This window comes from Yoonia sp. (genome assembly GCF_036770585.1).
Classification (GTDB): Bacteria; Pseudomonadota; Alphaproteobacteria; order Rhodobacterales; family Rhodobacteraceae; genus Yoonia.
In genome coordinates this window covers 1-15,843 of record NZ_DAIPIW010000008.1, presented here as the reverse complement: position 1 = coordinate 15,843, position 15,843 = coordinate 1, and the positions used below count along the sequence as shown (strand labels likewise).

Below are 15,843 nucleotides of genomic sequence, written 5' to 3'. Positions count from 1 at the left end.
AACCATCGACCTGCGAGATGGGAAAGCGTCTGGACAACAGGGTGGCGAGGCAGGCGAGATGACGATCACTCCGGTTCTTTTGTGTGGTGGGTCCGGGACACGGCTTTGGCCTTTGTCGCGCAAGTCCTACCCCAAGCAGTTCGTGCCGCTGATCGGGCAAGAGACGCTGTTTCAGGCCTCGGCCGCGCGGCTGGTCGCACCGGGGTTCGCCGCACCCGTGGTCGTCACCGCCGCGGATTTCCGGTTCATCGTGACCGAGCAGTTGCACGATGCAGGCATCGATCCGGGCGCGATCCTGATCGAACCCGCGGCGCGCAACACCGCCCCCGCCGTCCTTGCGGCGGCCCTGCATGTCGCGGCCACAGACCCCGATGGACTGGTGCTGGTGGCGCCTTCCGATCACGTGATCCCCGATGCCGCCGCCTTTCGCGCCGCCGTTCTGGCAGGCGAGGCCACCGCCAAGGCGGGCCGCATCGTCACCTTCGGCGTGACCCCCGACCGGCCCGAGACAGGCTATGGCTATCTGGAACTGGCCGCCCAGCCGGATGGTCTCACACCTGTCGGACTGACGCGCTTTGTCGAAAAGCCGGATCAGGCGACCGCAAGCGCCATGCTGGCGGCGGGCAACTTTCTGTGGAACGCGGGGATTTTCCTCTTCTCGGCCAAGACCATGATCGCGGCTTTCGAGGCCCATGCCCCTGCCCTGCTTGCCCCTGTGGGCCACGCCTATGCCGAGGCCACGCCCGATCTGGGCTTTCTGCGTCTGGCGCCGGGTCCTTGGGCAAAGGCGGATGAAATCTCGATCGACTATGCGGTCATGGAACGGGCTGCAAACCTCAGCGTCATCCCGCTGGCGACGGCATGGTCGGACCTTGGCGACTGGGACGCGATCCGGCGGCTGGGCCAGGGCGATGCACGCGGTGTGATCACCAGCGGGGCCGCCACCGCGCTGGAGTGTGACACCACGCTGATCAGGTCGGAAAGCGACACGGTCGCAGTCGTAGGGATCGGGCTGAAGGATACCATCGTCGTGGCCATGAACGACGCCGTTCTGGTCGCCGACCGGAGCCGCGCGCAAGAGGTGAAGGACGCCGTTGCCGCCCTCAAGCGACAGGGCGCACGACAGGCCACGGACTTTCCCAAGGACCACCGGCCATGGGGCTGGTTCGAAAGCCTTGTCATCGGCGACCGCTTTCAGGTCAAACGCATCCACGTCCACCCGGGTGCTGCCCTGTCGTTGCAAAGCCACCACCACAGGGCCGAACACTGGATCGTGGTCGAAGGGACCGCGAAGGTCACCGTCGATGACGACATCCGGCTGCTGTCCGAGAACCAGTCGATCTACGTGCCCCTGGGGGCCGTCCACCGTTTGGAGAACCCCGGCAAGGTCCCGGTCGTCCTGATCGAAGTGCAGACCGGCACCTACCTCGGCGAGGACGACATCATCCGCTATGATGACGTCTATGCGCGCGGACAAATCGAAAGCAAACAATGAAAAAAGCACTGATCACGGGCATCACGGGGCAGGACGGGTCCTATCTGGCGGAATTCCTGCTGGCCAAGGGCTATGAGGTGCATGGCATCAAGCGGCGCGCCTCGTCTTTCAATACCCAGCGCATCGACCACATTTATGAGGATCCCAACGAAGGTGGCGCGCGGATGCGCCTGCATTACGGCGATCTGACCGATACCTCGAACCTGACCCGCCTGATCCGCGATATCGCCCCCGACGAGGTCTATAACCTCGGCGCGCAAAGCCATGTCGCGGTGTCCTTTGAAGCCCCCGAATATACCGCCGATGTGGACGCCCTTGGCACCCTGCGCCTGCTCGAGGCGATCCGGTTTCTGGGCATGGAAAAGACCACGCGCTTCTATCAGGCCTCGACCTCGGAACTTTACGGTCTGGTGCAGGAAACCCCCCAGCGCGAGACGACGCCTTTCCATCCCCGCTCGCCCTATGCAGTCGCCAAGCTTTACGCCTATTGGATCTGCGTGAACTACCGCGAGGCTTACGGGATGTTCGCCTGCAACGGTATCCTCTTCAATCACGAAAGCCCGCGCCGGGGCGAGACCTTCGTGACCCGCAAGATCACCCGCGGTCTGTGCAATATCGCGATGGGGCTGGAGCCCTGTCTCTATATGGGCAACATCGACGCCTTGCGCGACTGGGGCCATGCCAAGGACTATGTGCGGATGCAGTGGATGATGCTGCAACAGGACCAGCCCGAGGATTTCGTGATTGCCACGGGCCGCCAGTATTCGGTGCGCGACTTCATCCGCTGGACCGCCGCCGAACTGGGGCTGGAACTGGAATTCTCGGGCGAGGGTGTGGACGAAATCGCCACCGTTGCCGCCGTCAAAAGCGACCTTGCCCCCGCCCTGCGGGTCGGTGACGTGGTGCTGCGCATCAACCCGCGCTATTTCCGCCCCGCCGAGGTCGAAACCCTGCTGGGTGATCCTTCCAAGGCCAAGGAGAAACTCGGCTGGGAGCCCGAGATCACCGCGCAGGACATGTGCGCGGAAATGGTCGCCGAAGATCACAAGGCGGCGCGACGGACGGCGCTCTTGAAGGAACACGGGCTGGACTTGCCCATGGCGCTGGAGTGACGATGGCCTATGACCTGACGGGCAAGCGCATCTGGGTGGCGGGCCATCGCGGCATGGTCGGCAGCGCGGTCGTGCGGCGTCTTGCGGCAGAGGATTGCGAGGTGATTACCGCAGGCCGCGATGTGGTCGACCTGACCGATCAGGCGGCGGTCGATGCCTGGATGGCGGCGACACGACCGGATGCGATTGTCATGGCGGCCGCAAAGGTGGGCGGTATCCTTGCCAACGACAGCTACCCGGTCGATTTCCTTCAGGAAAACATCATCCTGCAAAGCAACATCTTCCGTGCCGCTCATGCCAATGACGTGCAGCGTCTGCTGTTTCTGGGGTCCTCTTGCATCTATCCCAAACGCGCCCCCCAGCCGATCAGCGAAGACAGCCTGCTGACCGGCCCGCTGGAGCCCACGAACGAATGGTATGCCATCGCCAAGATCGCGGGCATCAAGGCGGTGCAGGCCTACCGGCGGCAATACGGGCGGGACTGGATCTCGGCCATGCCGACGAACCTTTACGGGCCGGGGGACAATTACGACCTGCAAACCTCGCATGTGCTGCCCGCGCTATTGCGCAAGTTCCACGAGGCGAAGGTCGCAGGCGCGGCAGAGGTCGTGATCTGGGGCTCGGGCACCCCCCTGCGCGAGTTCATGCACTGCGACGATCTGGCCGATGCGCTGGTGTTCCTGCTGAAGACCTATTCCAACGAGGGGCACATCAACGTCGGATCCGGCGAAGAGGTCGCCATCAGGGAACTGGCCGAAGCGATCGCAAAGGTCGTGGGCTACGAGGCAAACCTAGTCTTCGACAGCACCAAGCCAGACGGGACTCCGCGCAAGTTGATGGACAGCGCGCGGTTGCGAAGAATGGGGTGGCGCCCGAGGCTGGATTTGCAGCAAGGCCTGCGGTCAACCTATGCCGCGCTGGTTGAAACAGGCGCGCTGACCCGGCCCTAGGCGCCCTCCTGCCCCAGCAGAAGATCGGTCACCTGCTGCACACCGGCGGCCACAAGGCTTGCATCGCCCCGCGCTTCGACGTTCAGGCGGACCAGAGGTTCGGTGTTGGAACTGCGCAGGTTGAAGCGCCACGCGCCCAGATCGTAGCTGACGCCGTCTGTCCTGTCGGTGGCCTGCGCCAGACCCGCAAATCGCGCCTCGACGCGGGCCATCGCGGCCTGAGGATCATCCAAGGTGAAATTGATCTCGCCCGATGATGGAAAGGCCGCGATCCGGTCGGCGACAAGGGCCGCAAGCGGGCCGTGGCGGCTGACCAGTTCGGCCATCAGCAACCACGGGATCATGCCGCTGTCGCAACAGACGAAATCGCGGAAGTAGTGATGGGCCGACATCTCGCCCCCGTAGACGGCATCGTGATCCCGCATCGCCTGCTTGATGAAGGCATGGCCCGTCCGGCTTTGCACCGCGCGCCCGCCCGCCTTTGCGACGATATCCTGCGTGTTCCAGATGATGCGCGGGTCGTGAATGATTCTGGCGTCGGGTTCCTTGCCCAGAAACGCCTGCGCCAGAAGGCCCACGACATATTCGCCATCAACAAATGCGCCGGTGTGATCGAAGAAGAAACAGCGGTCAAAGTCCCCGTCCCAGGCCACCCCGAAATCCGCCCCCGTCGCCAGCACCGCCTTGCCGGTGACCGGCCTGTTTTCCGGCAAGAGCGGGTTCGGGATGCCTTGCGGAAACCCCCCGTCGGGATCGTGGAAAAGGCGTTCGAACCGCAATGCCGCACCCCTTGCCGCCAGCGCATCCGCAATCGCGTCAAAGGTCGGCCCGGCAGCCCCGTGACCGGCATTGACCAAAATCTTCAACGGCTTAAGCGCGCGGGCATCCACAAAGTCGCAGACACGGGCGACATAGGCCGCGCGGGCCTGCGGGCCGATGTCGCGCAGCGCACCACCGGCCGCCGGGGCGAAGGTGTTCGCCTCGGCCAGCGCCCTGATCCGCGCCAGCCCTTCGGGATCAAGCGGCGCAGACCCCGCCTGCACCATCTTCATTCCGTTGTAGTCCATCGGGTTGTGTGACGCCGTCACGCAAATCCCGCCGTCTGCGCCGACATGCGATGTCGCGAAGTACATCTCTTCGGTGCCGCAAAGCCCAAGGTCGAGAACATCGCAGCCCGCGTCCGCAACACCCTTGGCGACACTTGCCGACAGACTTTCGGACGAGGCGCGCACATCGCGGCCCAAAACGACCCTGCGTGCCTGCAAGGCGACAGCAAAGGCCCGCCCGATCCGATAGGCAATCCCCTCATCCAGATCGACCCCAAGGCGGCCACGCACGTCATAGGCCTTGAAACAGGTCAGCATATCGCGGGTAAGGTCCTTGTCCACATGGCCTGGCTTTCCCCAGTGACCGCGACAGGCGGGATCACCGGTGATCTTTGCCAGCCCTTTCGTCGGCGCTGCTTTCATGACATGATCCCTGCCCTTTCATCGCGGTCAAGGCTCATCTGCCGCAAGATCCCGTCGGACCGGCACACGGGGCAGCATCTTCATGACGGGGCAGGATCGGACCGACCAAAAGGTCGCAGACGACAAAGATTCACTTTTCCGAGAACCACCTGTCGTGCGATGCGACTTTATGTGATCCTCCGACCATTGGGGCGATCCTGACTGATGATCCAGGCGCTTGGTTTTACCATAACGAGGAACATTCGCATGACAAACTTCTTTTCCCGCCCTCAGCAGAAACCGGTGGTTGCGCGGATTGCCGTGGCGACAGCGCTGGCCGGCGCGCTTGTCGCGGCACCACTGCAGGCGCAGACGACAAATCTCACCGGTGTCATGGTTTCTGAACAGATCGCCGATGGCGGGGCAAGCCAACGCATCACGCTGGCGGGCAATTTGCGCATGCTGAACGAGCGCATCGTCTCGGCCGCCTGCTATTTCGCGGCGGGGATGGAACCCGTCAGCAGCAGGGCAACGCTGACCGAAACAGTTGCGCGTTTCGACCAGATCGCCGCGGCGCTTGAATTCGGCGACCCCGCCTTGGGGATCATCGAGGCCGAGGAACGCCCCCGCACGCTTGCGAGATTTGCCGCGCTGAGCGAGGTCTGGCCACCGATGGCCGCGCTTGCCGCGAAAGTCGAAGCGGGTGACGGCAGCGTCGACGACATCGCCGCGATGGCATCGCAGAGCGTGGCGGTTCGCGATATCGTCGACGGTCTGATCGTGCAGATCAGCAGCCAGTATTCCACCCAGACAACCGTGCTGCAAAGTGACGTCCTGCGGTTGGACATCGCCGGACGACAAGAGACGCTGTCCCAACAGATCGCCAAGACCGGCTGCCTGATTTCGCGCGGGATCAATCCGGATCAAAGCGCCGCCGAACTGGCCACAGCGGCCGAGATCTTCGACACCTCGATGACTGCGCTGCGTCAGGGTCGGCAAGACGTTGGCATCGAACCGCCGCCAACGGATGAAATCGCCGCAAGTCTGGACGAAGTCGCGAAAAACTGGTCATTCATGAAGCGGGTCGTGTCGGGATTGACCGCCGGTCAAATGAGCGACGACATCACCTTGGGTGTCATGTTCCTCATGAGCAACCAAGTCACGGACAACATGGCGAAGGCCGTCTCGCTTTATCAGGAAGCCTCAAGACTGGATGGCTGAGGCCTGACCGCTTTGACCGTCGGGCCGACATGCCTGATCACAACATCGCGGGCACCACCAGATCGGGCGGCCTGTGCCCGTCGGCGAAGGTCTTGATGTTGATGATCACTTTCTCGCCCATCTCGACCCGGCCCTCGACCGTGGCAGAGCCCATATGCGGCAGCAGGATCGCGTTGGGCAGGTCTTTCAGGCGGGGGTTGATCTCGTGTCCGCGCTCGAAAACATCGAGGCCCGCGCCCGCGATCTCGCCCGCGCGCAGCATCCGGGTCAGTGCGTTCTCGTCGATCACCTCGCCGCGCGAGGTGTTCACGATCACCGCCGAAGGCTTCATCAGTTTCAGCCGCCGCGCGTTCATCAGATGGAAGGTGGACGGCGTATGCGGGCAGTTGATCGAGAGCACATCGACCCGCGCCACCATCTGGTCGAGACTGTCCCAATAGGTGGCGTCCAGTTCATCCTCGATCTCGGGGCGCAGCCGCCGCCGGTTGTGGTAATGCACCTGCATCCCGAAGGCCCGCGCGCGGCGCGCGACGGCGGCGCCGATCCGGCCCATCCCGAGGATCCCCAGCCGCTTGCCCCGCAGCCGCGTGCCCAGCATCGCGGTCGGCTGCCAGCCCTGCCACTGGCCGGACTTGGCCAGCGCCATGCCTTCGCCCATCCGGCGGCTGACGGCCATCATCAGGGCGATGACCATGTCGGCGGTATCCTCGGTCATCACGCCGGGGGTATTGCTGACGTGGATGCCGCGCTGGCGGGCGGTGGCGACGTCGATATGATCGACACCCGCCCCGTAGTTGGCGATCAGTTTCAGCCGGTCACCGGCCCGCGCCAGCAGTTTGGCGTCGATCTGGTCGGTGATCGTGGGCACCAGCACATCGGCCTCGGCCATGGCGGCGGCCAGTTCGTCGGTCGTCATCGGCGTGTCGTCTTCCCGCAGACGGACGTTGAAGAGTTCCGTCAGCCGGGTCTCGACAACCTCGGGCAACCGTCGCGTCACAACAACACTCAACTGCTTACCCGGCATCGATCTCTCCCTTTCGCTTTGCAAGCGCGCCTTCGCATGGCAGGTTGCGCGAAAGGGACGCGCAGCACAAGAACCGCGCGGCTGAAAAAGAGCAGTGAACACGATGAAAGCTATGGCGCATGGGTTGCGGGTCTTGGTCGTCGCGGTGTGGGCGATGGGGGCCTTTGGTCCTGTGGCAGCACAGGAAATCGCCACGGGTCCGGCGATTGGTCCCGAGACGAACCTGCCGCTGCCCCGTTTCGTCTCGCTGCGGGCCTCCGAGGCGAATGTGCGCCGTGGGCCGTCGCTGTCGCACCGCATCGACTGGGTCTTCAAGCGCCGCGACATGCCATTGCAGATCGTCGCCGAATACGGCCACTGGCGCCGCGTGATCGACCGCGACGGGCAAGGCGGCTGGGTGCATTTCCGGATGCTGTCAGGCGCGCGGACAGCCATCGTGATGAGCGAGGGCGAGGTGCCGATGCGCGCGCGCCCCGATCCGGCGGCAATGGAAACCGCGCTGCTGGAACCCGGTGTGATCGGGCGCTTGGGCGAATGTGATCCCGACTGGTGCCGGATCGTCGCGGGCGGCTTTCGCGGCTGGGTGCAAAGAGGATCGCTTTGGGGTATAGGCGAAGGCGAACTTCGCGACTAAAGCCCCCGCCCGATGTCAGAGACGACCGCCAAACGCTTGAATACCTCTGCCGGGGTCCTGTCGGTCTCGGTGGCACTTGTGCTGGTGCTGGCCAAGCTCTGGGCGCTGGGACAGACAGGGTCGCTGGCGGTGGCGGCGACACTGGCGGACAGCGCGCTTGATCTGATGGTGTCCCTGGGTGGGCTGGTCGCGATCATCTATGCGGCCAAGCCTGCCGACGACGATCACAACTTCGGGCATACCTCGGCCGAGGACCTCGCCGCACTGGCGCAATCGCTGTTCATTCTGGTTTCGGCGGCGGTCATCGCCGTGGCGGCGGTGCTGCGGCTCTTGTCGGATCAGGCGACCTTCCCCGAGCGCGAGGCGCAGGGCATCGCCATTTTGGTCTTCTCGATTGTGGTGACCTTCGGGCTGGTGGTCTGGCAGCGCTATGTGGCCAGAACCACCGGCAACAAGGTCGTGGCCGCCGACAGCCTGCATTACATCGGCGACCTGATCCCGAATACCGGAGCGATCCTTGCGCTCTGGGCGTCTGGGGCGCTGGGGCTGCACCAGATCGACAGTGTCGTGGCGCTGGCGGCTGCGGCGTTTCTGGCCTTTGGCGCGTTGCGGATCGGCAAGGCCGCTTGGGATGCGCTGATGGACCGGCAGGCGGACCCTGCGATGATCGCGCGGATCGCCGATATCGTCCAAGGTTTCGCGGGCGTGCATGGGTTCCATGACCTCAAGACCCGCTCGGCGGGCAGCAAGGTCTTCGTGAACCTGCATATCGAGCTGGACGGGGCGCAGACGCTGGATCAGGCCCATGCCATCGGCGCGGCCCTGCGCCGTGCGATCATCGCCGAATACCCGCAGGCGGATGTGCTGATCCACAAGGACCCTGTCGGGGTGACCCGCCACCCCGACGACCCGCGCATCTAGGCGGCTTTGTCGAGCCCGCGCCCTTTCAGGAGCGCCTCGACCCCCGGCAGGCGACCACGGAACTGCGTATATAAGTCGGCCGCATCGACCGATCCGCCCGATGACAGCACCGTTTCCTCCAGCCGCTTGGCGGTTGCGGGATCGAAGGGATCGCCCGCCTCGTCAAAGGCCGCGAAGGCGTCGGCGTCCATGACCTCGGACCACATGTAGCTGTAATAGCCGCTGGAATAGCCGTCGCCAGCAAAGACATGGGCGAAATGCGGGGTGGCGTGGCGCATGCGGATGGCGCGGGGCATCCCGATCTCTTGCAGGATCTCCTCTTGCCGCTGCATCGGATCGGCAGGCGCGGGGCCGTCGTGAAAGCCAAGGTCCACAAGGGCCGAGGCCACGTATTCGACGGTCTGGAAGCCCATGTCGTAGGTCGCAGCCCCCAGCACTTTATCCAGCAGCGCCGATGGCATCGGCTCGCCCGTCTCGGCATGGGTTGCGAATTCGGACAGCACCTGCGGCACCTCCAGCCAGTGCTCAAAAAGCTGGCTGGGCAGTTCCACGAAATCGCGGGCGACGGATGTGCCCGAAATGCTTTCATAGGTCACATCCGACAGCATCTGGTGTAGCGCATGGCCGAATTCGTGAAACAGCGTCCGCGCGTCGTCATAGGACAAAAGCGCGGGCTTGCCCTTTTCGGGTTTGGCAAAGTTGCAGACGTTCACCACCAGGGGGCGCACCTCGGCATCCAGACGGTGCTGGCTGCGCATCGCCGAACACCACGCGCCGGAGCGTTTCGACCCGCGCGCGAAATAGTCGCCGATGAAAAGGGCGATGTGTTCGCCCTTGCGCGTCACCTCCCACAGGCGGACGTCAGGATGATAGACCGGCCCGTCTGCGGGCGTGAATTCCAGCCCGAAAAGGCGGTTCGCGCAGGCAAAGGCGGCTTCGATCATCCGGTCGAGTTGCAGGTAGGGCTTCAGTTCCGCCTCATCGAGGTCATGCAGGTCCTTGCGCCGCTTTTCGGCATAGTAACGCCAGTCCCATGGTTCCAGAGGGCCGTCGAAACCTTCGGCATGCAGCATCCGTTCCAGCGCCCTGGCGTCGCTTTCGGCGGCTGCCTTGGCCGGTTCCCAGACCTGCATCAGCAGGTCACGAACCGCCTGCGGGGTGCCCGCCATCTCGGTTTCCAGCTTGTAATCGGCGAAGCTATTGTAGCCCAGCAGCGATGCGCGTTCCTGCCGCAGTTTCAGGATTTCGGCGGCAATCGCGCGGTTGTCGGTCTTGCCGCCATTCGCGCCGCGCGCGCCCCATGCCTGATAGGCCTTCTGGCGCAGGTCGCGGCGGGCCGAGAATTGCAGGAAGGGCACGATCAGCGAGCGCGACAGGGTCACGACCGGACCGCCTGCCTCTTTCTCTTCGCCCGCCGCACGGGCGGTGGCGATCACGAAATCCGGCAGCCCCTCCAGATCGTCCTCGGCCAAGGGCAGGAACCAGTCGCGTTCATCGGCGAGCAGGTTTTGCGTGAATTCGGTGCCAAGGACGGACAGGCGCGATTTGACCTCGCGCAGGCGCGCGGCCTCTGCCCCTTGCAACTGCGCGCCGGAACGGACAAAGCCGCGCCGCGTCAGCATCAACACGCGGGCTTGTTCATCGGTCAGGTCCAGATCGTCGCGCCCCTGCCAGACCGCCTCGACCCGGGCGAAAAGCGCCTTGTTCTCGGTGATCTCGGACCCATAGGCGCTGAGCAAGGGGGCAAAGTCGCGCTGCAATGCCTCGCGCCGTGCGTTGCTGTCGGCCCCGGCCACATTGTAAAACGCGCCCAGAACGCGGTTCAGCGTTCCTTCGGCGCGTTCCATGGCTTCGATGGTATTGGCGAAGGTGGGCGGTTCGGGGCTGTCGGCAATCGCCGCGATATTGGCCCGCGCCTCGGCCAGGGCCGCATCGACGGCGGGCGGATAGTCGTCGTCGGTGATCGCATCGAAGGGCGGCAGGCCGTAGGGCGTGGTCCAGTCGGACAGAAGCGGGTTGGTCATGGGACATCTCCTTTGTCCCCAACCTAGGATGCCGCCCCTGCAGGTGCCAGCATCTGCGCATCATCTTGCCGAAATTACTTCACCCGCGCCGCCGCAGACCGCGCAGTCGTCCCTGCGCTTGACGGCAATCGTCCGCGATTGCGCATAAAGCGCGTCGTAGATGTGCAAGCGTCCGCGCAAGGCGTCCCCCGCACCGGTGATCAGCTTGACCGTTTCCACCGCCATCATCGCCCCGATAACACCGGGCAAAGGGCCGATGACCCCGGCCTCGGCGCATGAGGGGACAAGGGCGGGATCGGGGGCTTGCGGGAAGACGCAGGCATAGCAGGGGGCATCGTTTGCGGGGTCATAGACGCTGATCTGCCCTTCCCATTGCGTCAGCGCGCCAGCGACCAGCGGTTTGCCAAGCTGCACGGCGGTCTGATTGACAAGGTAACGGGTCGCAAAGTTGTCGGACCCGTCGAGGATGATATCGTAATCGGCGAAGAGATCCGCCGCGATCGCGGCCTCGAGCCGCCGGTGATAGGGGCGCACATCGACAAAGGGGTTCTGGGCGCGCATCATCTCGGCTGCGGAATGGACCTTGGGCACACCGATGTTGCGGTCCAGATGGATGACCTGCCGTTGCAGGTTCGCGTTCTCGACGGTGTCGTCGTCGATCACCCCGATGGTTCCGACACCGGCGGCGGCAAGGTATTCCAGCGCGGGCGCCCCCAAGCCCCCTGCCCCGACGACCAGCACCCGCGCCTCGCGCAGGGCCTTTTGCCCGACACCGCCGACCTCGCGCAGGATGATGTGGCGGGCGTAGCGTTCCAGCTCGGTTTCCGAGAATTTGTCAGAGCGGATGACGGGCTTGGCAGTCTGCGCATCCTGCACACGCGCGCGCAGACCGCCCAGAAACCGCCGGTAAAGCCAGACCAGCACGCCGAAGCCCAACATGATCGCCCAAAGCCGGATGTCGCCACCTGTGGCCATGCGCAGCGGGTGACCATCGGGCAGCACCACATGGACGATCATCACCGCCACCAGCAGGATCGCGGTCATGTTCCAGCGAGCGGCCATGGGCACCTTCATCGCCCAGCCGATGGCCCAAAGCACCGCGACCATGCTGCCGACCATGATCATAGGCCGGTGGACCCGAAACCGCCCGCGCTGCGGGGTGTGTCGTCAAGAAAAGCGGCGACGTGGCATGTCGCCCGCACCACGGGGGCCACCACCATCTGCGCGATGCGCATGCCGTGGGTGATCTCGAAGGCATCTTCTCCGAGGTTGACCACGATGATCCCCAGCGGCCCGCGATAGTCGCTGTCGATGGTGCCGGGCGCATTGGCCAGCGTGATCCCGTGCTTCAGTGCAAGGCCCGAGCGGGGCCTGATCTGCACCTCGTAGCCTGCGGGGATCGCCATGCGCAGGCCGGTCGGGATCAGCGCGCGCTGCATCGGGGCAAGGGTGACGGCCTTGCGGTCCTGCAGGTTGGCGCGGATATCGGCCCCCGCCGCCCCTGCGGTTTCGTAGGCGGGCAGGCCAAGGGAGGTGTCGGCCCAGTCTTCCCACATGACTTCGATCCGCACGGTCACGCGAGCGCCTTTGCGATACGCGCGGCCAGTTGCGCGGCGACGGCGGATTTGCTCATCCGGTCCCAAGTCTCGGACCCCTCGGCGGTGATCAGCGTCACGGCGTTCTCGGCCCCGCCCATGATCCCTGTCCCGGGCGAGACATCGTTGGCCACGATCCAGTCACAGCCCTTGCGGGCGCGTTTGGCGGTGGCGTGGGCGATCACGTCATCGGTCTCGGCGGCGAAACCGACGACCAGTTTCGGACGCCCGTCCGTCTTCTGCGAGACCGTGGCGAGGATGTCGGGGTTTTCCGCGAAATCAAGCTTCGGCAGGCCTTTGCCGTCCTTCTTGATCTTCTGCGCCCCCGCGTTGGCAACGCGCCAGTCCGCCACGGCGGCGGCAAAGACGGCGGCCTCGGCGGGCTTGGCGGTTTCGACGGCAGCCATCATATCCTGCGCGGTCTGGACCCTGACCACCCTGACGCCTTGCGGCGGCGGCACATCGGCGGGGCCGGTCACAAAGGTCACGTCGGCCCCCAGTGCGGCAAGGGCCGCCGCAATCGCGGTGCCCTGCGCCCCTGAGGAACGGTTGGCGATGTAGCGCACCGGATCGATCGGTTCATGCGTGGGGCCCGAGGTGACAAGGATGTGCTTGCCCTTCAGCGGACCGTCAGCAAGGGCCGCATCAATGGCGGCGATGATCTGCGGCACTTCGGCCATGCGCCCGGGGCCGTATTCGCCGCAGGCCATGTCGCCTTCGTTCGGGCCGACGGTCAGGTTCCCGTCGCGCTGCAACGTGTCGAGGTTGCGCTGGGTCGCAGGATGCTCCCACATCCGCACGTTCATGGAGGGGGCGATCAGCACGCGCTTGTCGGTGGCCAGCAGCAGGGTCGACGCCAGATCGCCGGCAAGACCGCCCGCCATCTTGGCCATCAGATCGGCGGTCGCTGGTGCCACGACGATCAGGTCGGCGGCGCGGGACAATTCGATATGCCCCATCTCGGCCTCGTCCGTCAGATCGAAGAGGTCGCGGTAGACCTTGGCCGCCGCAAGGGCAGCGACCGAGAGAGGTGTCACGAATTCCTCGCCCGCCCTGGTCAGAACCGGCGTCACCTGCGCGCCGCCTTCCCGCAACCGCCGGATCAGGTCCAGCGTTTTGAAGGCGGCAATGCCGCCCCCGATGATCAGCAAGATGTGTCTGCCAGCAGGCATGGTGTCTCTCCGGTCGGATCAACTGGACACTAGGTCAATTCCGGCCGGATATTCAATGCGTGCTGTTACAGGAAGAACGCGTGCACTTCCGAGCTTTGCGCCTCGAGGCTTTTGCGCATCTTCACGAAGGCTGCCGCCTCGAGCTGGCGGACCCGTTCCTTGGACAGGCCCAGCTCGCTGCCGAGGCTTTCCAGCGTGCGCGGGTCATCGCGCAGTTTGCGTTCGCGGACGATGAACTGCTCGCGGTCATTCAGCGAGGTGAGTGCAGTCAAAAGCCACTGCCGCAGGGTGTCGTTGTCGTGGGTATTCTCGACGGTCTCTGCCGCCTGTGGGCCGTTATCTTCAAGCGCGTCGATCCATTCGCGCCCTTCATCGTCAACGGATTGCGTCGCGTTGAGCGAGAAGTCGGAGCCGGAAAGACGCCCTTCCATCATTTCCACGTCATGCAGAGGCACGCCGACCTCAATCGCGATCAGTTCGCGCATTTCCTGCTGGTCGAGGGTGCGGCCCTCGGCGGCGGCTTCCCGTTCCAGACGGGCCTGCACGCGGCGCATGTTGAAGAACAGCGATTTCTGCGACGAGGTCGAGCCGGTCCGGACCATGGACCAGTTGCGCATCACATAGTCTTGGATGGATGCCTTGATCCACCAGACGGCATAGGTCGAAAAGCGCACGCCGCGGTCGGGGTCGAATTTGTCCGCCGCCTTCATCAGGCCGACAGAGGCTTCCTGGATCAGGTCGTTCATCGGCGCGCCATAACGCTTGAACTTGGCCGCCATCGAGATCGCAAGGCGCATGTAGGCGGTGATCAGACGGTGAAGGGCCTTTTCGTCGCGATGGTCGCGCCATGCGTAGGCCAGCGCCAGTTCGGTCTCGGCATCCAGCAGTTCCGCCTTCATGGCGGTGCGAGACAAGGTTTGGTCGGAAAATCCGGAAACGCCCATGTTTATTCTCCCAGGTAGCCGTTCGCTGCATTAACTTCTTGGTTTGATATCGTTACGCAGGGGGGATGCGACTGGATCAGAAAAAGTGCGGATATGACATTGCCTCGACTCTCTCTCGTGCTAGGTGGCGCGGCCAGCGGTAAATCAGCCTTTGCTGAAGGACTGGTAAAATCCGGCCCGGCAAGACCCACCTATATCGCAACCTCGCAGGTCCATGATGACGAGATGGCCGCCAAGGTCGCGGCCCATCGCGCGATGCGTGGCGAAGACTGGACCACCATCGAAGAGCCTCTGGATATCGCGGCAGCGCTGACCACCGCCCCCGCCGATGCACCCGTCCTGATTGATTGCGCAACACTCTGGCTGACCAATGTGATCCTTGGCGAGCATGACCTTGACGCCGCCCAGCGCGATTTTCTGGCCGCCATCGCTGCGGCAGGGCGACCTGTGGTTGTGGTCTCGAACGAGACCGGTCAGGGGATCGTGCCTGAAAACGCGCTCGCCCGGCGGTTCCGGAACGCCCAAGGACGGTTGAATCAGGCGATTGCCGCGCAGGCAGACCTTGTCGTAGTCGTCATGGCGGGCCTGCCGATGGTCCTGAAAGGCAAACTGTCATGACACGGCTCTGGCTGGTCCGGCATGGGCCGACCCATGCCAAAGCGATGGTGGGCTGGTCGGATATACCGGCGGACCTGTCTGACGAACCGGCGCTTTGGCGCCTGCGGGACTATCTGCCGGATGCGCCGGTGGTGTCCTCGGACCTGCAACGCGCCGTCGCCACCGCCGATGCCTTGCAGCCGACCGCACGCTTGCCCGATGACGCCGCCCTGCGCGAGATCAACTTCGGCGCTTGGGAAATGCGGACTTTCACCGAGGTCGAGGCCGAAGACCCGAAAACGATCCGCGCCTATTGGGACAGCCCCGGCGACATCGCGCCACCGCACGGCGAAAGCTGGAACGCGGTCTGTCGCAGGGTCTCGGGTGCCATCGACGGCTATCTGGCGCAAGGGCTTCCCGACCTGATCATCGTGGCCCATTTCGGGGCGATCCTGACACAACTTCAACGGGCCAAGGGCATCAGCGGGTATCAGGCTTTCGGACACCGGATCGACAACCTGTCCGTCACCGAACTGGGGTATGACGGCAGACAATGGAGCGTCGGCGCGATCAATCACAGGCCGTGATGGACAGCCCCACAAATCTTCGTTGCCATCTCGGGCGCAAATCGGTCTAGGCTCCGATCCATGTCCTATCGCCTTCTCATCGGCCAAAAGAGCTATTCAAGCTGGTCGCTGCGCGGCTG

General features: G+C 64.4%; 15 protein-coding genes. 8 read left to right on the top strand and 7 right to left on the bottom strand.

Annotation, left to right across the window (positions count from 1 at the left end):
* The first annotated feature begins 58 nt into the window (after nt 1-58).
* The 3 genes from V7N12_RS02945 to fcl are packed head-to-tail and all read left to right on the top strand — an operon-like array spanning nt 59 to nt 3,557.
* Nucleotides 59-1,495: a mannose-1-phosphate guanylyltransferase/mannose-6-phosphate isomerase gene (locus V7N12_RS02945; protein ID WP_333712581.1), complete on the top strand. Its 1,437-nt coding sequence runs from the start codon at nt 59-61 to the stop codon at nt 1,493-1,495.
* Entirely contained in the window at nt 1,492-2,607 is a 1,116-nt protein-coding gene (gmd, locus tag V7N12_RS02940) for a GDP-mannose 4,6-dehydratase (RefSeq protein WP_333712580.1), read from the top strand. Before V7N12_RS02945 ends, gmd begins: the two co-directional genes overlap by 4 nt.
* Nucleotides 2,608-2,609: 2 nt before the next feature.
* The gene (fcl, locus tag V7N12_RS02935; protein WP_333712579.1) at nt 2,610-3,557 is read left to right on the top strand and encodes a GDP-L-fucose synthase; all 948 of its coding nucleotides are present in this window, start codon (nt 2,610-2,612) and stop codon (nt 3,555-3,557) included.
* On the opposite strand, the gene V7N12_RS02930 is transcribed toward fcl, so the two are convergent.
* The gene (locus V7N12_RS02930; protein ID WP_333712645.1) at nt 3,554-4,921 is read right to left on the bottom strand and encodes a phosphomannomutase; all 1,368 of its coding nucleotides are present in this window, start codon (nt 4,919-4,921) and stop codon (nt 3,554-3,556) included. The two genes, fcl and V7N12_RS02930, sit on opposite strands and share 4 nt — an antisense overlap.
* A 351-nt stretch (nt 4,922-5,272) precedes the next feature.
* Here V7N12_RS02930 and V7N12_RS02925 point away from each other — a divergent pair, with 351 nt between their 5' ends.
* Entirely contained in the window at nt 5,273-6,226 is a 954-nt protein-coding gene (locus V7N12_RS02925; RefSeq protein ID WP_333712578.1) for a type IV pili methyl-accepting chemotaxis transducer N-terminal domain-containing protein, read from the top strand.
* A 37-nt stretch (nt 6,227-6,263) separates the two neighbouring features.
* Here the strand turns inward: V7N12_RS02925 and V7N12_RS02920 are convergent, their stop codons facing one another.
* On the bottom strand, nt 6,264-7,250 hold the full coding sequence (locus tag V7N12_RS02920) for a 2-hydroxyacid dehydrogenase (RefSeq protein WP_333712576.1): 987 nt from the start codon (nt 7,248-7,250) through the stop codon (nt 6,264-6,266).
* Between the two features lie 103 nt (nt 7,251-7,353).
* Between V7N12_RS02920 and V7N12_RS02915 the strand changes: the two genes are divergently transcribed.
* Both V7N12_RS02915 and V7N12_RS02910 read left to right on the top strand, forming a co-directional pair.
* Nucleotides 7,354-7,884: an SH3 domain-containing protein gene (locus V7N12_RS02915; RefSeq protein ID WP_443089931.1), complete on the top strand. Its 531-nt coding sequence runs from the start codon at nt 7,354-7,356 to the stop codon at nt 7,882-7,884.
* A 12-nt stretch (nt 7,885-7,896) separates the two neighbouring features.
* Nucleotides 7,897-8,805, top strand: a complete 909-nt coding sequence (locus V7N12_RS02910) for a cation diffusion facilitator family transporter (protein WP_333712574.1) — start codon at nt 7,897-7,899, stop codon at nt 8,803-8,805.
* Here the strand turns inward: V7N12_RS02910 and V7N12_RS02905 are convergent.
* From V7N12_RS02905 to V7N12_RS02885, 5 genes are all read right to left on the bottom strand, one after another.
* A complete protein-coding gene (locus V7N12_RS02905; RefSeq protein WP_333712572.1) occupies nt 8,802-10,829 on the bottom strand; it encodes a M3 family metallopeptidase in 2,028 nt (675 codons plus the stop codon). The two genes, V7N12_RS02910 and V7N12_RS02905, sit on opposite strands and share 4 nt — an antisense overlap.
* Nucleotides 10,830-10,889: 60 nt before the next feature.
* On the bottom strand, nt 10,890-11,954 hold the full coding sequence (locus tag V7N12_RS02900; protein ID WP_333712570.1) for a HesA/MoeB/ThiF family protein: 1,065 nt from the start codon (nt 11,952-11,954) through the stop codon (nt 10,890-10,892).
* Nucleotides 11,951-12,385: a dUTP diphosphatase gene (dut, locus tag V7N12_RS02895; RefSeq protein WP_333712642.1), complete on the bottom strand. Its 435-nt coding sequence runs from the start codon at nt 12,383-12,385 to the stop codon at nt 11,951-11,953. The genes V7N12_RS02900 and dut overlap by 4 nt, the downstream gene beginning before the upstream one ends.
* Before the next feature lie 17 nt (nt 12,386-12,402).
* Nucleotides 12,403-13,596, bottom strand: a complete 1,194-nt coding sequence (coaBC, locus tag V7N12_RS02890) for a bifunctional phosphopantothenoylcysteine decarboxylase/phosphopantothenate--cysteine ligase CoaBC (RefSeq protein ID WP_333712569.1) — start codon at nt 13,594-13,596, stop codon at nt 12,403-12,405.
* A gap of 65 nt (nt 13,597-13,661) precedes the next feature.
* Nucleotides 13,662-14,540, bottom strand: a complete 879-nt coding sequence (locus V7N12_RS02885) for an RNA polymerase factor sigma-32 (RefSeq protein WP_333712568.1) — start codon at nt 14,538-14,540, stop codon at nt 13,662-13,664.
* 93 nt (nt 14,541-14,633) lie between these two features.
* On the opposite strand from V7N12_RS02885, the gene cobU reads away from it, so the two are divergent.
* A complete protein-coding gene (cobU, locus tag V7N12_RS02880; protein ID WP_333712567.1) occupies nt 14,634-15,158 on the top strand; it encodes a bifunctional adenosylcobinamide kinase/adenosylcobinamide-phosphate guanylyltransferase in 525 nt (174 codons plus the stop codon).
* Entirely contained in the window at nt 15,155-15,724 is a 570-nt protein-coding gene (locus V7N12_RS02875; protein ID WP_333712566.1) for a histidine phosphatase family protein, read from the top strand. Before cobU ends, V7N12_RS02875 begins: the two co-directional genes overlap by 4 nt.
* Nucleotides 15,725-15,843: the final 119 nt, after the last annotated feature.

Excerpts from the sequence above, each read along its gene's own strand:
- V7N12_RS02945 (WP_333712581.1), top strand. The coding sequence starts at position 59 with ATGACGATCACTCCGGTTCTTTTGTGTGGTGGGTCCGGGACACGGCTT.
- gmd (WP_333712580.1), top strand. The coding sequence starts at position 1,492 with ATGAAAAAAGCACTGATCACGGGCATCACGGGGCAGGACGGGTCCTAT.
- fcl (WP_333712579.1), top strand. The coding sequence starts at position 2,610 with ATGGCCTATGACCTGACGGGCAAGCGCATCTGGGTGGCGGGCCATCGC.
- V7N12_RS02930 (WP_333712645.1), bottom strand. The coding sequence starts at position 4,921 with ATGCTGACCTGTTTCAAGGCCTATGACGTGCGTGGCCGCCTTGGGGTC.
- V7N12_RS02925 (WP_333712578.1), top strand. The coding sequence starts at position 5,273 with ATGACAAACTTCTTTTCCCGCCCTCAGCAGAAACCGGTGGTTGCGCGG.
- V7N12_RS02920 (WP_333712576.1), bottom strand. The coding sequence starts at position 7,250 with ATGCCGGGTAAGCAGTTGAGTGTTGTTGTGACGCGACGGTTGCCCGAG.
- V7N12_RS02915 (WP_443089931.1), top strand. The coding sequence starts at position 7,354 with ATGAAAGCTATGGCGCATGGGTTGCGGGTCTTGGTCGTCGCGGTGTGG.
- V7N12_RS02910 (WP_333712574.1), top strand. The coding sequence starts at position 7,897 with ATGTCAGAGACGACCGCCAAACGCTTGAATACCTCTGCCGGGGTCCTG.
- V7N12_RS02905 (WP_333712572.1), bottom strand. The coding sequence starts at position 10,829 with ATGACCAACCCGCTTCTGTCCGACTGGACCACGCCCTACGGCCTGCCG.
- V7N12_RS02900 (WP_333712570.1), bottom strand. The coding sequence starts at position 11,954 with ATGATCATGGTCGGCAGCATGGTCGCGGTGCTTTGGGCCATCGGCTGG.
- dut (WP_333712642.1), bottom strand. The coding sequence starts at position 12,385 with ATGTGGGAAGACTGGGCCGACACCTCCCTTGGCCTGCCCGCCTACGAA.
- coaBC (WP_333712569.1), bottom strand. The coding sequence starts at position 13,596 with ATGCCTGCTGGCAGACACATCTTGCTGATCATCGGGGGCGGCATTGCC.
- V7N12_RS02885 (WP_333712568.1), bottom strand. The coding sequence starts at position 14,540 with ATGGGCGTTTCCGGATTTTCCGACCAAACCTTGTCTCGCACCGCCATG.
- cobU (WP_333712567.1), top strand. The coding sequence starts at position 14,634 with ATGACATTGCCTCGACTCTCTCTCGTGCTAGGTGGCGCGGCCAGCGGT.
- V7N12_RS02875 (WP_333712566.1), top strand. The coding sequence starts at position 15,155 with ATGACACGGCTCTGGCTGGTCCGGCATGGGCCGACCCATGCCAAAGCG.